The 17,805-nt window shown below is 36.2% G+C and carries 19 protein-coding genes; 11 read left to right on the top strand and 8 right to left on the bottom strand.

The window, feature by feature from the left end:
- Nucleotides 1-460 precede the first annotated feature (460 nt).
- Nucleotides 461-913, bottom strand: coding sequence for a YaiI/YqxD family protein (locus ACFQ18_RS10545; RefSeq protein WP_204798300.1), 453 nt, complete (start codon nucleotides 911-913; stop codon nucleotides 461-463).
- A 138-nt stretch (nucleotides 914-1,051) separates the two neighbouring features.
- Here ACFQ18_RS10545 and ACFQ18_RS10540 point away from each other — a divergent pair, with 138 nt between their 5' ends.
- From ACFQ18_RS10540 to argF, 5 genes are all read left to right on the top strand, one after another.
- Entirely contained in the window at nucleotides 1,052-1,342 is a 291-nt protein-coding gene (locus ACFQ18_RS10540) for a YkvR family protein (RefSeq protein WP_257456600.1), read from the top strand.
- A gap of 276 nt (nucleotides 1,343-1,618) precedes the next feature.
- The gene (locus ACFQ18_RS10535) at nucleotides 1,619-2,035 is read left to right on the top strand and encodes an NUDIX hydrolase (protein WP_379566312.1); all 417 of its coding nucleotides are present in this window, start codon (nucleotides 1,619-1,621) and stop codon (nucleotides 2,033-2,035) included.
- Between the two features lie 106 nt (nucleotides 2,036-2,141).
- A complete protein-coding gene (gene hisC / locus ACFQ18_RS10530) occupies nucleotides 2,142-3,233 on the top strand; it encodes a histidinol-phosphate transaminase (RefSeq protein WP_204798298.1) in 1,092 nt (363 codons plus the stop codon).
- Nucleotides 3,234-3,327: 94 nt separating this feature from the next.
- Nucleotides 3,328-4,518 carry a class I SAM-dependent rRNA methyltransferase gene (locus tag ACFQ18_RS10525; RefSeq protein ID WP_204798297.1) on the top strand — a complete coding sequence of 397 codons (1,191 nt, stop codon included), beginning with the start codon at nucleotides 3,328-3,330 and terminating at the stop codon, nucleotides 4,516-4,518.
- 143 nt (nucleotides 4,519-4,661) lie between these two features.
- Entirely contained in the window at nucleotides 4,662-5,627 is a 966-nt protein-coding gene (gene argF / locus ACFQ18_RS10520; protein ID WP_204798296.1) for an ornithine carbamoyltransferase, read from the top strand.
- 39 nt (nucleotides 5,628-5,666) lie between these two features.
- On the opposite strand, the gene ACFQ18_RS10515 is transcribed toward argF, so the two are convergent.
- Entirely contained in the window at nucleotides 5,667-6,584 is a 918-nt protein-coding gene (locus ACFQ18_RS10515) for an SDR family oxidoreductase (protein WP_047185628.1), read from the bottom strand.
- A 137-nt stretch (nucleotides 6,585-6,721) separates the two neighbouring features.
- Between ACFQ18_RS10515 and ACFQ18_RS10510 the strand changes: the two genes are divergently transcribed.
- The gene (locus ACFQ18_RS10510; RefSeq protein WP_204798295.1) at nucleotides 6,722-6,892 is read left to right on the top strand and encodes a hypothetical protein; all 171 of its coding nucleotides are present in this window, start codon (nucleotides 6,722-6,724) and stop codon (nucleotides 6,890-6,892) included.
- A 55-nt stretch (nucleotides 6,893-6,947) separates the two neighbouring features.
- Here the strand turns inward: ACFQ18_RS10510 and ACFQ18_RS10505 are convergent, their stop codons facing one another.
- The 4 genes from ACFQ18_RS10505 to ACFQ18_RS10490 form a co-directional block, all read right to left on the bottom strand.
- The gene (locus ACFQ18_RS10505) at nucleotides 6,948-7,940 is read right to left on the bottom strand and encodes an NADPH:quinone oxidoreductase family protein (RefSeq protein ID WP_204798294.1); all 993 of its coding nucleotides are present in this window, start codon (nucleotides 7,938-7,940) and stop codon (nucleotides 6,948-6,950) included.
- 80 nt (nucleotides 7,941-8,020) lie between these two features.
- Nucleotides 8,021-8,914 (bottom strand): homoserine kinase, encoded by an 894-nt coding sequence (gene thrB, locus ACFQ18_RS10500; protein WP_047185625.1) that lies wholly within the window; start codon nucleotides 8,912-8,914, stop codon nucleotides 8,021-8,023.
- Complete coding sequence (gene thrC, locus ACFQ18_RS10495) at nucleotides 8,911-9,972, bottom strand: threonine synthase (protein WP_047185624.1); 1,062 nt, start codon at nucleotides 9,970-9,972, stop codon at nucleotides 8,911-8,913. Before thrC ends, thrB begins: the two co-directional genes overlap by 4 nt.
- Entirely contained in the window at nucleotides 9,969-11,270 is a 1,302-nt protein-coding gene (locus tag ACFQ18_RS10490) for a homoserine dehydrogenase (RefSeq protein ID WP_047185623.1), read from the bottom strand. Before ACFQ18_RS10490 ends, thrC begins: the two co-directional genes overlap by 4 nt.
- 257 nt (nucleotides 11,271-11,527) lie before the next feature.
- On the opposite strand from ACFQ18_RS10490, the gene ACFQ18_RS10485 reads away from it, so the two are divergent.
- Nucleotides 11,528-11,686 (top strand): hypothetical protein, encoded by a 159-nt coding sequence (locus ACFQ18_RS10485; protein WP_204798293.1) that lies wholly within the window; start codon nucleotides 11,528-11,530, stop codon nucleotides 11,684-11,686.
- A 206-nt stretch (nucleotides 11,687-11,892) separates the two neighbouring features.
- Here ACFQ18_RS10485 and ptsP read toward each other — a convergent pair whose 3' ends face one another.
- Both ptsP and ACFQ18_RS10475 read right to left on the bottom strand, forming a co-directional pair.
- Nucleotides 11,893-13,599: a phosphoenolpyruvate--protein phosphotransferase gene (gene ptsP / locus ACFQ18_RS10480; RefSeq protein ID WP_047185622.1), complete on the bottom strand. Its 1,707-nt coding sequence runs from the start codon at nucleotides 13,597-13,599 to the stop codon at nucleotides 11,893-11,895.
- 171 nt (nucleotides 13,600-13,770) lie between these two features.
- The gene (locus ACFQ18_RS10475) at nucleotides 13,771-14,535 is read right to left on the bottom strand and encodes a Cof-type HAD-IIB family hydrolase (protein ID WP_204798292.1); all 765 of its coding nucleotides are present in this window, start codon (nucleotides 14,533-14,535) and stop codon (nucleotides 13,771-13,773) included.
- 221 nt (nucleotides 14,536-14,756) lie between these two features.
- On the opposite strand from ACFQ18_RS10475, the gene ACFQ18_RS10470 reads away from it, so the two are divergent.
- Genes ACFQ18_RS10470 through srlE form a run of 4 tightly spaced genes read left to right on the top strand, consistent with a single transcriptional unit; the run spans nucleotide 14,757 to nucleotide 17,779 of the window.
- The gene (locus ACFQ18_RS10470) at nucleotides 14,757-15,704 is read left to right on the top strand and encodes a sugar-binding transcriptional regulator (protein ID WP_047185620.1); all 948 of its coding nucleotides are present in this window, start codon (nucleotides 14,757-14,759) and stop codon (nucleotides 15,702-15,704) included.
- A gap of 24 nt (nucleotides 15,705-15,728) precedes the next feature.
- On the top strand, nucleotides 15,729-16,163 hold the full coding sequence (locus tag ACFQ18_RS10465) for a transcriptional regulator GutM (RefSeq protein WP_047185619.1): 435 nt from the start codon (nucleotides 15,729-15,731) through the stop codon (nucleotides 16,161-16,163).
- Nucleotides 16,164-16,189: 26 nt separating this feature from the next.
- Entirely contained in the window at nucleotides 16,190-16,747 is a 558-nt protein-coding gene (gene srlA, locus ACFQ18_RS10460) for a PTS glucitol/sorbitol transporter subunit IIC (RefSeq protein WP_047185618.1), read from the top strand.
- Between the two features lie 3 nt (nucleotides 16,748-16,750).
- Nucleotides 16,751-17,779, top strand: a complete 1,029-nt coding sequence (gene srlE, locus ACFQ18_RS10455) for a PTS glucitol/sorbitol transporter subunit IIB (RefSeq protein WP_047185617.1) — start codon at nucleotides 16,751-16,753, stop codon at nucleotides 17,777-17,779.
- The last annotated feature ends 26 nt before the right edge of the window (nucleotides 17,780-17,805 follow it).

Genomic DNA, 17,805 nt, shown 5'->3' with positions numbered 1-17,805 from the left:
AACTGTTTAGTCTTATTTGGAGAAAACCGTTTACTTTTATTTGTGGAAAACTGTTGAGTCTAGTTTAGCAGTTACAATTGTATATATCCAAACAAAAAAATCTGAATTACTCCAAATAACAAGGAGAAATATGATAAGAATATATAAAATTAAGAACATAATTGAATACGTCTTTTTTAATTTCATTAAAATGGTGCCTCCTCGCAATAATAATAAAAACACATCAAAATTGATGTGTAAAGGTAATTAAAACTAAATCCAGTCCACAAAGCAACTCTAATAAAATGTAAATTAATATTATTTTTGTGTTTATGATTATACCCAACAGCTCCTGTTAATTCTTCTTGTTATCCTGCCATTTTAATTTAAGTAATCAAACTTTATTTTAAATATACAATAATCAATCACAGGCTTATGGTTAGGTTTCCGATACTAACTATGCAGCTCTACCTTTTCCTTCTTATCTTTCTATGAGTCCTTTTAACATTTTAACAAAAAGTTTTTTGAATTTCATTCGATCTTCTTCTGTAAAAGGTTTCGGACCTTTTGTTCGCTTTCCACTTTTACGTGCCATAGCACTTAAATATCTAGTTTGAAGAAGTTGATCAATGTTTTCATTATTGTATCTAAATCCTTTATGATGTAATACACAACAACCTTTACCTAGACCAAGGGAAGCAAGTCCGTAGTCTTGCGTGATAATTATATCTCCCTGTTTAGCAAGTTTCATAATACGGTAATCGGCAGAATCTGCTCCAGTATCCACATAAATAGTTTCAACGCCATTTGGTTGTCTTTCATTTGAGTAATGTGAGAAACTAGTGACAAGAATGACAGGAAGATTGAATTTTGTTCCTTCCGTAATGACAATATCCTTTACTGGACAAGCGTCAGCATCAACATAAATTTTCATTTGTTTTTCTCCTATTGATCATTGTGTTCTAACTATTATCTTAGCATGTTTACCGTAAAATTTCTTTCACATGAAAGTTGAATTTCTACAAATAATAGTCAAAGTCTTTTATTATGAGATAAAGAGAGGATGTATGAAATGGCTAAAGTAAAAATTAATGATAGGGCACTTCATGTAGAGAACCTTACCAAGGATGTCATACAAAAAGACGGAAAGGAAGCTTTGTTGATTTCCTTTGAATTTCAAGTTAAAAGTGAAGACTATCATGAAATTACTACATTGCTTTATAAAAATGACTATCGTATAGAGATTCCAGATGAGGAATTAGATTTTGAAGCAGTTATTTATAATTATTCAACATCGATTACGAATTTATATGAAGAGAATAAGGTTGGAGAGTTTAGGCTAGAGTTAATTGAAAAACTTTAAGAGGTTGTTCAAAAAGTCCGGTGAAAATGACACTTCGCATTTCGCACGAATGCAAGACTCACCGCTACTCACGTATTAATTGCATACGTTCCGTTTCCGGGAGCTACGCCCGCCTCGAATTGCGACGCACAGACGTGCTAGTGTCGGCGTTGCAACAAATCTTTACGGTGGGGCGAGTAATCGGAGCCCCAGGACGTTGCGATCTTAGCCGACCTCGGTCCTTTTCATCCTCCTTTTTGAACACGTCATTTAAAGACACTCGGGAGTTGTATAATAGTGGAAAAGAAAATGGTTGTCATTGTAAAAGGTCTTATCATATATAATGGGGAAATTTTACTCCTTAAACGATCTTCACATAATAAATTTGGAGGTGGGGAATGGGAATTAGCTGGGGGAAAGCTAAAAAATGGCGAGGAATTAGAAGAATCGCTTATACGAGAAATTGAAGAGGAAACAGGCTTAAAAGTCATTCCAGAGAAAATATTATATGCAACCACCATCAACGATGACCCGGATAGACAATTAATTTTTTTGCATTATCTATGTAGTACTGATAATGATGAAGTTACACTATCAAATGAACATACCGACTTCTACTGGGCTAATCAAAAAGATGCAAAAAAATTATTACGTCAAAATATTCTTCAAGACTTTGAGAAATACCATATATTTAAAAAAGGGTATATAAATTGAGAATATTTCTTCTACCATATTGAAACTTTATATTATATAATGGAATGAATTAAATGAAACAATCTACTTAAATTTGTTATTGAAATTGAGAAAGGGAGATACATATATGACTGTTAAACCGCGTAAAGTCTTGGAAAAAATTAAACCATACTCTCCTGGAAAACCTATTTGGGAGTTACAAGAAGAGTTGGGCTTAGAAAAGGTTGTAAAATTAGCTTCTAATGAAAACCCTTTAGGACCATCACCTAAAGGTGTGGCGGCAATATCTGAGAGATTAGCAGAACTAAATCGTTATCCAGATGCAGATACAGCTGCATTAAAAGAAGCTATTTCGGGAAAATTAGATGTTTCCAAACAACAAGTTATTGTCACAAACGGTGCGGATGAATTGATTACTTTAATATCAGAAGCCTTCTTAGATGTAGGAGATGAAATCGTGGTACCATCCCCATCGTTTAGCGAGTATGACTTTGGTGCTGACCTAATGGGGGCTACTGTTGTTCCCGTTCCGTTTGACGAAGGGTTTCAGTTTAATGTTCAAAAAATGGTAGATGCTATAACAGATAAGACAAAATTACTTTATATTTGTTCACCAAATAACCCTACAGGTACATATTTAGCAAAAGCTGATTTGGAAACTCTATTAAATGCAGTACCGGAAAGAGTATTAGTAGTTTTTGATGGTGCATATAGTCATTACGCAACAGCTGAAGATTATACGGATGGAATTGAATTTGTAAAGACTGGTAAAAATGTTCTAGTGCTACAAACATTCTCTAAAATATATGGTTTAGCTGGATTACGCGTTGGGTTTGGTGTTGCCTCGGAAGGAATTATTCAAACAATCTTAAAAGTAAAAGAACCATTTAATGTGAACAGTATAGCACAAGCTGCTGCAAAGGCTGCTATTCTAGATGAGGACCATGTGAATGCTTCTAAAGAGGCGAACGCTTCTGGTGCAAAAGAGCTTTATCAAGCATTTTCTGAACTAGGTTTAAATTATGTAGAAACAATGAGTAATTTTATTTTATTACAATTAGGATCAGATGCTGAAAAGTTATACAATGAACTATTAGCTAAGGGTGTCATTGTACGCTACGGAAAAATCTGGGGTCTACCAGAGTATGTTCGTGTGACGATTGGAACGAAAGAGGAGAATGAATTTTTCCTTAATGCTCTTAAAGAAGTTTTAAATTAATTGGTAAAACCTGAGTAACAAGCATAGTGGTTACTCAGGTTTTTTATGACTATAACGGGTATACTTAGAATAAAGGCTGGTAAAGGATGAAAATATGAAACCAATAGAATTAAAAGTGAAAGCTAGTTATATCAATCAATATCAAAGACATTTTCCATTAATCAATAAGGATACGATTATCAACTCAGAAGATATTCAAAAGGAAGGCTCCATCATTCATTTAGTAGAACCAAATGGAAAATTTATTGCTAAAGGTTATTATGGAAAACAAAATAAAGGTTTAGGTTGGGTATTATCCGATAAACAACATGAAAATATAGATTTTTCCTTTTTCAAAAAGAAAATCTCGAATGCAATCGATAAAAGGAAAGCATTCTTCCAGGATGAAAATACAAATGCGTTCCGTATATTTAATGGGGAAGGAGATGGAATTGGTGGCATCACTATTGATTATTATGACGGTTATTATGTCATTAATTGGTATAGTGAGGGCGCCTACTCTTTTAAAGAAACGGTTATAGATGTATTAGACGAAATCGGAGAGTACAAAGCAATTTATGAGAAAAAACGTTTTGATACAAAAGGGAAATATATCAATGATGATGATTTTGTGAAAGGGGAACGGGGAGAATTTCCAATCATTGTGAAAGAAAATGGAATGAATTATGCTGTTTATTTAAATGACGGTGCAATGGTGGGGATATTTCTTGATCAACGTAATGTAAGGAAGATTATTCGTGATAAATATGCTAAAGGGAAAAATGTGTTAAATACTTTTTCTTATACAGGGGCTTTTTCTGTAGCGGCTGCTTTAGGCGGAGCTAAGAAAACAACAAGCGTGGATTTGGCAAAGCGTAGTAAAAGTAAAACAATTGAACAATTCAGTGCGAATGGAATTGATTTTGAAGAACAAGACATCATTGTGATGGATGTGTTTGATTACTTTAAATATGCAAACCGAAAGAATTTGGTATTTGATTTAGTTATTTTAGATCCGCCGAGTTTTGCTCGCTCCAAGAAGCGAACGTTTAGTACTGCGAAGGATTACCCGTCCTTAATAAAAGATACAATTGCCATTACGGGAAAAGGTGGAATCATTGTTGCGTCCACAAACAATGCTTCTTTTAGTATGAAGAAATTCAAAGGGTTTATAGATAAAGGATTTAAGGATAGTGGGACAAACTATAAGATTTTAGAGGAGTTTGATTTGCCGAGCGATTTTCAAACAGATCGGAGTTTCCCACAAGGAAATTATTTGAAGGTCGTTATTTTGAAGAGATTATAGTAGCAGAGCGCCGTAGCAATCATTTTGTTACGGCTTCTTAGCATTTCCACTTTATTTGGTAGAAAATAATAAAATAGGTATTGTATATTTATTCCCAGTGATGCATAATAATTCGTATACAGATGAATTTGGGGGGGAACCTTATGATAACTAAGGACAATCAAATAACGTTTAATAATCATGAACTACATGGACGTGACTTTTTAACACTTGCTGACTATACAAAAGATGAAATAAATTATCTATTAGATTTAGCAGATTATTTAAAGAATCAAAGAAAAAAAGGGATTACGTTTGAACCTTTAAAAGGGAAAACGTTAGGAATGATTTTTGAAAAGTCGTCTACTAGAACCCGGGTTTCTTTTGAAGCTGGTATTTATCAACTTGGTGGAATGGGGATTTTTCTTTCCTCTAAAGATATCCAAATTGGAAGAGGGGAAACGATTGCTGATACTGCTCAAGTTTTATCCGGATATTTAGATGGAATGATGATTCGTACGTTTTCACAAAAAGTGGTAGACGAATTGGCTAAATATGCTAGTATCCCAGTTATTAATGGATTAACTGATACCTATCACCCATGCCAAGTTCTTGCTGATTTACAAACGGTTAAAGAAGTAAAAGGTGCACTTAATGGTGTGAAAATGGTATACATAGGTGATGGGAATAATATGGCTCATTCCCTTATGATTGGTGCAGCCTTGATGGGAATGGAGTTAACTGTCGTAGCACCTCAAGGTTATCAGCCTGATCCTACCATTGTAGCCAGAGCACAACATATCGCGAAATCACATGGGGCAATGATAAGTGTAATGGAAGACCCGAAAGAAGCAGTAGTAAATGCTGATGTCATTTATACAGATGTTTGGGCAAGTATGGGGCAAGAAGCAGAACAAGCGAAACGTGAAATAGCCTTTAAGGGATATCAAGTAAATAAAGAACTTTTATCTTTAGCGAAGTCGGATGTCTCTTTTATGCATTGCTTACCAGCGCATCGTGAAGAAGAGGTTACTGCAGAAGTTATTGATGGAAAACATTCTGTAGTCTTCCAACAAGCAGAGAACCGTCTACACGCACAAAAGGCATTAATGACGGCATTAATGGGCTAGATACAAAAATGAGCTCCCAGAAGGGCTCATTTTTGCTCTTTAGCCAAAGACTTGGCCGCCGTTTACGTGTTGAACTTGACCTGTTACAAATCTTGAATCATCTGAGGCAAGATACACAAAGGCTGGGGCGAGTTCAAATGGTTGACCTTGGCGATCCATAGGGTTACCCGCAAGAGATACTTGATCAGCGGAAAAGCTAGATGGTATTAAAGGTGTCCATATTCGCCCAGGAGCAATAGCATTTACCCGGATTCCCTTTTTTACTAAATTTCTTGCCAACGCACGTGTAAACCCAACAATAGCTGCTTTCGTTGCAGAATACTCGATGAGTTGATCATTTCCATCGAATGCAACGACAGAGGAAGTGTTAATAATGGAACTTCCGGCTTTTAAGTATTTAAGTGCTTCTCTTGTTGTGTAAAAATGGGAATACACATTGACTTTAAATGTATCATCAAATTGTTCATCCGTAATATCTAATAAGCTTAATTGTTGGAATTGAATTCCTACATGATTACAAAGAATATCGAGTTTACCAAATGTTTCTATTGTCTTACGAACAATGTGAACGCATTGTTGTTTTTCCCGAAGATCTCCCGGCAGTGTTAGACAGCGTTGTCCTAATTCTTCAATTCTGTTCTTTGTTCGATGGGCATCTTCATGTTCGTTTAAATAGGATATCGCAATATCTGCTCCTTCTTTCGCAAAAGCAATAGCTGCAGCTGCTCCGATTCCACTATCACCGCCAGTAATAAGAGCTACTTTATTCTTTAATTTCCCACTACCTTTATAATTAGGGTTTTCTATAATTGGTTGCGGAACCATGAGACTCTCTACCCCAGGCTGGAAGTATTGCCTTTGTTCAGGTACTGTAATCGCAACATCCTCATACTTCGTGATTTTTCCGTAATTCGGGTACAAAGGGTAATCTTGATTATTGGTTTTATCATTGGACATTATCTTTCCTCCTATAGTTAAACGTTAAGATTAATTTATGATGATTGGGCGATACTTGTGCTTGAATAGAAGGTACGTGCTCACTTTAGTTAATTTTCGAATACTGTGTAAGAAAGATGAATGTTAGGAGGGATGTTGTGAAGTATTATTATAATCCTGAAGTTAAATATTTGTTAATCAATCAATCTAATGAAAAGGTAGCGGTATATTATAATAAAAACCAAAAGCCCTTTAAATTGCCGATGATAGGGAACAGGCCACCATATTACTATCATCCAAGATATGAAGCTTATTATCCTGTTATTTAATTAGAAAACTGGCATTCGCTTTATATTAGCGAATGCCAGTTTTCTAATCCGAAACTTATAATGTAACGATGGTTCTCCCGCGTGCTTCACTTTTCAAAAGGGTTGGTAAAACGTCAGGGAGCTGTTGTAAGGTAATTTCCTGTTGTACAAGGGAATCTAAATCGTTCAGTTTAAAATCAGACGCTAGTCGTTCCCATATATTTACACGTGTTTCCATTGGACAAAATACAGAGTCAATTCCAAGGAGGTTAACGCCACGAAGAATAAATGGAAAAACAGTTGTTGGAACTTTATTACCAGCAGTTAACCCACTTACCGCGACTGAACCTCCATATTGAATGTTACTAAGAACCGAGGCTAGAACTTCACCGCCAACCGGATCAACTGCAGCTGCCCATTTTTGTTTTCCAAGTGCACGGATCTTTCCATCATACACTTCTTCCCGTGATGCAATGGAAGATGCGCCAAGGTCTCTTAAGTATTGGTGCTCACTGTCTTTTCCTGTACTAGCTTCTACCTCAAAGCCTAGTTTTGCTAGGATGGCCGTAGCGAAACTTCCAACACCACCGGTAGCGCCTGTAACAAGGACTTTACCATTTTCTTGTTTCAAACGATTTTCTAACAATCGTTGAACAGATAAAGCTGCTGTAAATCCAGCAGTTCCAATAATCATTGCTTCTTTTAGGCTCAATCCATCTGGTAGGGGAACGATCCATTCAGATGGAATTCTAGCATACTCGCTATATCCACCAAAGTGGGATACCCCGATTTCGTAACTTGTGGCAATAACTTGATCGCCTTCTTTAAAACGATCGTCTTCTGAGGAAACTACTACACCTGCTAAGTCTATACCTGGTACAAATGGATAGGATTTCACAATATTTCCATTTGGAATAGCAGCTAGACTATCCTTGTAGTTCACACCAGAATAATGGACTTTGATTAGAACGTTTCCTTTTGGTAAATCATCTATGGATAATGTTTTCACTTCTGTTAAGAATGTATCTTCTTGTTTGTCAACAACTAGTGCTTCAAATGATTGATTCATCATGAAACTCCTTTCTGAAACATAAAGATAATTTTATTATGAACAAAAAAAAGAGGAAAAACAATGTTTTCCTCTCTCGATTATTCTTGATAAAAAACCTGTAAACCTTCTGTACACATGTTCAAGGCTTTAACATTATAATCAGGCAATATTTGTTGCAATGCCCCTGCAATAGTTGTACCCTGTCCAGCTGGTACAAAGGAAATCATAGTTGGCCCAGCTCCACTTAAAATAGTGCCATAAGCACCTAGACCTTTTGCATCTTCACGTATTTTATCGTAATTTGGAATAAGTTCTTTCCGAAATGGTTCGTGGAATAAATCCTTTTCCATCATGCGTCCTGCAAGTGTATAGTCGCCTTGTAACAATGCTGCTACTACGAGATTGGCTATCCCACTAGATTTTACAGCGGTTTTCATTGGGTATGCTTCTGGAAGTACTTTCCTTGATGCTTCCGTTTTTAATTTTATATTTGGAATGTATACCACCGTATCCAATTCCAAATTAGGTAGGTCCATATGGACGATTTCCTCACCAAAATCCGTAGATATGACTAATCCACCAAATAGGGCAGGTGCTATGTTATCCGGATGACCCTCTATTTCTGTACCATAACGTAATTTATCGTCATCACTTAGATTTAAATGACAAACTTGATTGGCAATTTCAATACCAGCTAATATAGCAGAAGCGCTACTTCCAAGTCCCCTTGCTAAAGGAATATCACTTATTTCTGTTACTTTGCATGGGGGAAGTGTTTTATTATGACGTTCCGCTATTTGTTTTGCAATCTTGTATATGAAATTCTCTTCATAAGGGATGTCAGAGTTAGGGACAGAGGCGGGTATAAATTCCCACTGGTCTGACTTTTCAACCTGCAAAGTCAAGTATAGTTTTAACGCAAGTCCCATCGAATCAAATCCTGGTCCTACATTTGCCGATGTTGCTGGGACAGAGATTTGAAATGACTTCATACTCCCACCACAGACTCAATATATTCTTTCACAGCCTTTTCATCGTTTGGTAAAGATACTGGGTTAATTTCCATTTGGTCAATTGCTGTCTGTGGATCTTTAAGGCCATTACCAGTTAGAACCGTAACTACCTTACTCCCTTTAGCAATGGTACCTTTCTCTACCTGTTGTAGAACTCCGGCGATAGAAGCACATGATCCTGGTTCAGCAAAAACTCCTTCTGATTTAGCAATGAGTTTAAATGCCTTTAAGATTTCTTCATCAGTAACGGATCCAATCATGCCGTTAGATTCATCTCTTGCATTGACAGCTAAGTTCCAGCTTGCTGGGTTACCAATACGAATGGCGGTTGCAACTGTTTCCGGCTGATCAATTACTTTGTCATTCACGATAGCCGCAGCTCCCTCAGCTTCGAATCCAAACATTTTAGGGAGACCAGTTTGTTTTTTGTCATTATATTCTTTGAATCCCTTCCAGTATGCACTGATGTTACCTGCATTACCAACTGGAATTGCTAGAATATCAGGTGCTGAACCTAATGTATCACAAATTTCAAATGCAGCAGTTTTTTGCCCTTCTAGACGATACGGATTTACCGAGTTAACAAGTGTAATTGGAGAAGTTTTGCTAATTTCGCGAACCATTTTTAATGCTTCGTCAAAGTTTCCATCAATTTCAACAATTTCCGCTCCGTACATGACGGCTTGAGCAAGTTTACCAAGTGCTACTTTTCCTTTAGGGATAACAATAACAGCTCGGATGCCGGCTCTTGCTGCATATGCAGCGGCTGCAGCAGAGGTATTCCCGGTAGAAGCACAAATGACAGATTGGCTTCCTTCTTCAATTGCTTTAGCCACGGCCATAACCATTCCACGGTCTTTAAAAGAACCTGTAGGGTTAAGTCCTTCATATTTTCCATATAGTTCGATTCCGAGTTGCTCTGATAAGTTAGCAAAGTGAATCAATGGTGTATTCCCTTCATGCAATGAAAGTTTAGGTGTCTTTTCTGTTACGGGTAAAAAATCTCTGTATTCATGTAGTAAACCTTGCCAACTCATTTTTCAGCATCTCCTTCAACTTTGTAATAACTTTTTGTTTCAATAACAGCATCAAGGTCTTTTAATTGATTTAATGCAGTTTGAAAGTTTTCTAATGATGTTTGGTGTGTAACAACAATAATTTCTGCATTTTCATCTTTTATAATTGGGTTTTGTAAAATTCGTTTGAAACTAATATTTAAATCATTAAATAATGCAGATATACGTGAGAATACTCCTACTTCATCTTTTACGTGTAATCTTACATAATACTGTCCAAAACGTTTATCGGCTGTTTTAAGTTGTTTATCAAAATGAGGATCAAGGTGTTGCGAGCCTGTAACACCTAATAACATGTTTTTGATAACCGAAACGACATCGGATGTGATAGCGGTAGCTGTAGGAAGACTTCCAGCGCCAGGACCGTAGAACATGGTTTCGCCTACTGCATCCCCGTAAACATAAACGGCATTAAATTCATCATTTACACTTGCCAATGGGTGATTTTTTGCCAACATGGTTGGTTGAACATCTACTTCTATTTTATCATCTTTAAAATCAGCATTACCAATTAATTTCATCGTGTACCCTAATTTATTGGCATATTTTAAGTCATCTAAAGAAATATTGGAAATTCCTTTAACTTTAACATCTTCTAAATCAACATCCATTGAAAAAGCTAATCGTGCTAAAATCGCCATTTTTCGCGCTGCATCCAAACCTTCAACATCAGCGGTCGGATCCGCTTCAGCAAAACCAAGTTCTTGGGCTTGCTTAAGAGCGACATCGTAGCTCGAACCTTCTTTATCCATTTTGGTTAAAATGTAGTTTGTTGTTCCGTTAACTATCCCCATTATTTTAGTTATACGGTCGGAAGATAACCCTTCAGTAATACCTCTTAATATTGGGATACCACCGGCAACACTTGCTTCGTAATAGAAGTCACATTTGTTTTTACGTGCAGCTTCTTGCAGTTCCGGACCGTGCAGTGCTACTAAGTCCTTATTTGCACTAACAACATGTTTCTTTGTAGAAAATGCTTTTAATATATATTCACGGGTTTGATCGATGCCACCCATAACTTCAACGATAATATCAATTTCCGGATCATTTAATATATCATCTGGGTTAGTAGTGAGCAATGTCCCTTCTAGGCTTACATCACGTTCCTTGTCCAAACTGCGAACTAACGCACTCTTCACTTGTACGTCCGATCCTAATTGATGAACAAGCTTCTCTTGATGATCTTTAATGATTTTAATTACCCCGGTTCCAACTACACCCAAACCTAATAAACCAATAGATACTTTATTCCCCACAGAATCACCTCATATATTTCCTTATAAATTATATATTTAATATATTGTAACCTTGAAAAGAGGAATATAGCAACAATGAATTTTTAAAAATCATTGATATTGTAAAAATTCTAAAAGTGAGTTTAAAAAGGAGGACGAAAAGGACCGAGCTCGCCTAAATGTGTAACGTTCCAGGCCTTTGAACAACCTCTAAAAACGAACCAATTTTATATAGAAAGAATAAAGTAATGGTATAGGCAAAACGTGGAGGTGAAGGAATGAATGATGCATTTATTGGATTACTTTTCTTAGTTTGTTTATTAATCGGGGTCGGGTTAGGCATTTTATTTCGTTCTGTAGAATTAGGTGGAGTGATTGGCCTTGGCTCCGGTTTATTACTAATTTTATTATTTCGTAATAGAAATAATAAAATGTAGATGCAGGTTATCAGAAATAACTATAAAGAATATTTCCATCAGTGGGGGGTTCTTCATCCCTCACTGATGGTTAGGACCTTTCAGACAGTTGATTTCCCAGCTAACTTCTTTGTTTCTTCAGAGGCTTGAGGCGGGAGTCTTACTGCCCGCTTAGGTGGGATAAAAAAGCGTGAAAACCTAATTAAAGGCTCTCACGCTTTTCGTTCTTATTTTGTTTTCTCTTGAATAAAGTTAACTACTTCTTCCGCTGTTGCCATGGATAGCAATTCTTCTTTATAGGAAGCAATTTCTTCTTTGGATAAACCACGGATTTGGGTACGTGCTGGTAGGATGGATGTTGCGCTCATAGAAAACTCATCTAATCCTAATCCAAGTAAGATTGGAATTGCGATTGGATCTCCTGCCATTTCCCCACACATGCCAGCCCATTTTCCTTCACTATGTGCTGCTTCAATTACATTGTTTACCAGATTCAAAATAGCTGGGTGGTATGGTTGATATAAGTAAGAAACACGCTCATTCATACGGTCAGCAGCCATTGTATACTGTATTAAGTCATTTGTTCCTACACTGAAGAAATCTACTTCTTTCGCAAATTGTTTCGCTATAACAGCGGTGGAAGGAATTTCTACCATGATTCCTACTTCAATGGAATCTGAAACTTTAACTCCTTCATTAAGAAGGGCTTCTTTTTCATCTAGTAAAATTGCTTTAGCTTGACGGAATTCTTCAAGCGTAGCAATCATTGGGAACATGATTTTTAAGTTTCCGTAAACGCTAGCGCGTAGTAATGCACGTAGTTGTGGGCGGAATACATCTTCATTCTCTAAGCAGAAACGAATGGCACGGAAGCCTAAGAATGGATTCATTTCTTTTGGTAAATCAAGATAAGCTAATTCCTTATCCCCACCAACATCTAATGTACGCACAACAACGGGTTTATCACCCATTTGCTCTAACACAGATTTATATGCTTCAAATTGTTCGTCTTCAGAAGGCAGTTCGCTTCTACCCATGTAAAGAAACTCTGTACGGTAAAGTCCAACACCTTCACCGCCATTATTAATGACACCTTCTACATCATTTGGTGTACCAATGTTTGCTACTAACTCTACATGTGAACCGTCTTTTGTCATGGTTGGCTCATTTTTTAATTTAGCCCATTGTTCTTGTTGTTTTGCATAGGCATCTTGTTTCTCGCGATAGGTTACCAACTCTTCTTCGGATGGATTAACAATCACTTTTCCGTCTAAACCATCGATGATTACCATTTCATCTTGTTTTACGGTTTCTGTAATATTCTTTGTACCAACCACTGCTGGAATTTCTAATGATCTTGCCATGATAGCAGAGTGTGATGTACGTCCACCGATATCTGTTGCGAATCCTTTTACAAACTCACGATTTAATTGTGCAGTATCTGATGGTGTTAAATCCTTTGCAATAACAATGACTTCTTCATCGATTAATGCAGGATTTGGAAAGGTAACGTTTAATAGATGCGCCATTACACGTTTTGTCACATCTTGAATGTCTGCTGCACGTTCACGCATGTATTCATTATCCATGTTTTTAAACATGTCAATAAACATGTTTGCTACTTCATCAAGTGCTTGTTCGGCAAGTACAAGGTCTGAAGTAATTTTATCTTTCATTGGATTAATTAGTTCTGGATCACTTAAAACTAAAAGGTGTGCTGAGAAGATCTCCGCATGTTCCTCACCTAATTGTTGTAATGTATGGGCTTTAATTTTTTCGAGTTCTTGTTTGGAAACTTCCAATGCATCTTCCAAACGTTGTATTTGCTCCTCAGGATTATCTATTTTTTTTGCTTCAAAAGTTAAATCTGGTGTTTCTAAACGGTATGCTTTTGCAATTGCAATTCCCTGGGATGCTGCTATTCCTTGAATCATGTGATATCTACTCCTATAAAAATATATTATTATTTCCTCTTATCGCAAATTCCATCATTTTTCGACAAAAACGGTAAAAAAAAGTCCCTTATAGCAAACTATAATACTACAATTATTCTAAAAATAACAAGTATAAGAACCTTGTCAAATTATGGCGAATTTTCGACATACCTAAATTAAATGATAATGTTTTAAACCTTGTTCTATTCCGTTATTCATATTCGTTTCTGTAACATAGGATGCTTTTTCCTTCAATGCTTCTCTTGCATTTCCCATGGCGATACCATAATCTACTAATTCGAACATTTCAATATCATTAAGTCCATCACCAAAAGCATAAGTAGGTAATCCACTTATTTTTAGAGTTTCCAAGAAGGTTTTAATTCCCGCAGCTTTTGAACCACCTTTTGGAATGATATCTATACTAGCAGGACCATTTCGTATAAATGAAAGCTCTGGAAATGCCTCCATATATCCTTTATCGCCTGTTTCGGATAAAACTAAGACCATGTTAATCTTTTCCTTCTCATACATACTTCCATCAATGCCTGGGACTGGTTCATGTATTAATTCATAAGCCTTTCTTGCTGTATCATTATGGCCTGTAATTCCAATTCTATCGGCATTATAGAAAGCTACATGTTCATTTCTAGAAAGTGCCATTTCTTTTAGTCTTTTTAAAACTTCAACATCCATTGTTTTTTCAAAGACTTCTTTCCCACGGTAAATACCAAGTTGACCATTCATAGAAATGATAGATGAAATTCCTGTCTTTTCCATAACGTGTTTGATCTCAAAAATGGTTCTACCAGTAGCGATAATTGGTTCATAATCATTCTTTTTAAGCGTTTCAATTAATTCTATGACATCGGGGTCGACATCAGATTTATTATTTAAAAGTGTTCCATCTAAATCAAAAAAAACTAAACCCTTCATAATATCTACCTTCCCTTTTTACATTACTTTTGTACTTATAATCAAACTAAAATTTATATAAAGTCTATCACAATTACAAAAAAAATCGAATTTGCTATTTTCTTATTGACAAAATTCGACAATGGTACTATTATTGTAAACAGTTTCATATTGCTCATTTGTTATACGGTTTGCTCATTTGTGCAATGGTGAAACGAATAGAAAAATTAGTGGAGGGAAAAATGAACTGGGAAGAGGAGCGATTACTATATCGCATTGCTAAACTCTATTACGAAGAAGGTTATACCCAAGCTAAAATTTCTAAAGAATTAGGAATTTATCGAACAACAATCGGGAGAATGCTTAAGAAAGCACAGGATAAAGGAATTGTGAAAATACAAATCCAAAGTAGCTCTGATGCATTATTTGACCTGGAAGACAAGATTGCGAAACATTTTGGAATGAAAGAGGTCATTGTTGTCCCTTCTTATAAAAATCAAAGTAATCAAGATAAAATGAAAAGCATTGGAAAAGCCTGTGGTTCGTTATTAGACAGAATTATTCTCGATGATGATATTGTTGGTGTAGCATGGGGTACAACATTAGGAAATATGATTCATCAATTAGATGAATTAAAGCCGAAAAAAATAGAATGTGTCCCATTAGTCGGTGGACCTGGAGGGATGAAATCAGATTATCATGTAAACGCTATCGCTCTCAGGTTATCAAGTGCATTGAATGGGAGGTCACATTTTATTAATGCCGCAGCAATTTACGAATCGGAAGAAACTGCAAAGGAAATTTTACAATCAACCTTTATGAAAGAAATACTTGAACTTTGGGATAAGGTAACTGTAGCCCTAGTTGGTATTGGTGCTCAAATAAGTTCTTCCAATATGGTTTGGTCAGGATTCCTAGGTGATTCCGAAAAATTGGAACTAAGAGAACATAACGCAATCGGTGATATTTGTTCTCGCTTTTATACCAAAGAAGGAGAAGTGATACAATCCTCTATTTCAGAAAGAACCATAGCAATCCGCTTAGAGAAATTAAAGGAATTACGATATTCCATCGGTGTGGCATATTCTAAAGAAAAAGTTCAATCCATTATCGGAGCAATGAATGGAAAGCTTATTAATACCCTTGTAACAAATGAAGAGACTGCACTGGGAATATGTGAATCAATTTAATTCAGGTATTGGAGGTTATTGAACATGGGAATTTTGATAATTATGGTCGGTATTATGGCCGCTTGGATACTACAAACAGTATTAGGTGCAGGACAAATTAAAAACTTCAATACTCATTATACTGAATTAAGAAAAAAGGGACGTGTATCTATAGGTAGATCCAAAGGGATATTTCGTACTGGTGTTGTGCTATTAATGGGTATTGATAAAAGAAATAGAATTCAAACAGCTAAAAAAATGCAAGGAATGTCCATTTTTGCCAAATTTAAAGACTTTAGTATTTTAGAAGGACAAAATTTACTAAAAATAGATCCAGAGGTTTATAACAAAATGGACCGTTTTACAAAAAAGGCATTTGATGATGCAGTTCTTATTTATAAGAAGGTAGAAAAGGGAGAGGAAATTCCACAACAAAAAAGTCCTTTCGGTAAGTTAGTATCAAGCTTTAGTAATAAATAAGTTTTCAAGTAGGAGGGAATAACAAGATGGATTTTTTAGTTAGTGCAGCTGAAGGCTTCATTGGTCTATTTGAACGTGGAGCAGAAACATTTATGGGATTTGTAACCGATATTATTCCATTAATTATTGTGTTAATGGTTGCAATGAACGCAATTGTAGCTTTTGTAGGGGAGGATAAGGTTAATAAGTTAGCAATGGCCTCTTCTAAAAATGTTTTCTTGAGATACCTTGTATTACCTTTCGTAGGTACATTTTTCTTATTAAACCCGATGACATTATCGTTAGGTCGTTTCTTACCTGAGAAGTATAAACCTGGTTATTATGCGGCATCAAGTTATTCATGTCATTCTATGAACGGTTTATTCCCACACGTAAATCCGGGTGAATTATTCGTTTTCTTAGGGGTTGCAGCAGGTATTACACAATTAGGTTTATCAACTGGAGACTTAGCCCTTCGTTATTTATTAGTTGGTATTGTAACGAACATGTTTAGAGGTTGGATTACAGATATGTGTGTAACGTATATGGAGAAAAAGCAAGGAATTAAATTAGCTACAACTTTAGAACAAGGAAAGGAGGAATAATCAATGGGAAAATATAAAACGTTAAAAGTAACTAAAGGCCAGGGTGGCTTTGGTGGACCATTAATTATTCCTGTTAATGAGAAAAAGAATAAAATCGTTAACATTACTGGTGGTACGATTTCATCAGTGGCCAAAAGGTTTGCGGAATTAAGTGGCGCCGAGTTAGTAGATGGTTTTAAAACAAGTGTTCCAGAAGATGAAATGGCAGCTGTTGTTATTGACTGTGGTGGTACATTACGTGCCGGACTTTACCCTAAAAAGCGGATTCCTACTTTAAATGTTATGGCTACTGGAAAGAGTGGTCCAATGAGAGATTTTATAACAGAGGATATTTATGTTTCCGCTGTCAAACCGGAAAATATATCTGTGGTGGAAGATACAGAATCAGTTAGTGATGTTACTAGCTCTACTGAAAATATAGAAAAAGTAGAAGAGGTGAAAGAGGAAGCAGTTGTAAGTAATAAATATGATAGTTCCAAAAAGATTAGCGAACAACGTAACGGTGGAATGATTGCAAAAGTTGGACAACTCATGGGTGGGGTTATGTCTGTACTCTATCAAGCAGGGCGTGATGCAATTGATACTGTAATCAAAACCATTTTACCATTTATGGCTTTCGTTGCCATGTTAATTGGTATCATTTTAGAATCTGGTATTGGTGATGTAGTTGCAAACGTACTAACTCCACTTGGTGGAAGTGTCTGGGGTTTAATCATTCTCGCAGCAATTGTTTCGTTCCCACTTTTCTCTCCTTTCTTGGGTCCGGGAGCTGTAATCGCACAGGTTATAGGTACTCTAATTGGTGTGGAAATCGGACGAGGTAATATTCCTCCACAATTTGCTTTACCAGCTTTATTTGCAATTAACGCTCAGGCAGCTTCAGACTTTGTTCCAGTTGGTCTTGGATTAGCTGAAGCAAAACCAGAAACAGTGGAAGTTGGTGTACCAGCAGTACTTTATGGAAGATTCCTAACAGGTGCACCAACGGTATTTATCGCTTGGCTAGCAAGCTTTGGTATGTATCAATCGTAACGATGAAAAAAAGAAGGAGTGTTTAG

Origin of the sequence: Oceanobacillus caeni, from assembly GCF_042678465.1 — a bacterium.
Classification (GTDB): Bacteria; Bacillota; Bacilli; order Bacillales; family Amphibacillaceae; genus Oceanobacillus; species Oceanobacillus caeni.
Note: the sequence above shows the minus strand (reverse complement) of the source record. Positions and strands in the feature narration are given on the sequence as shown.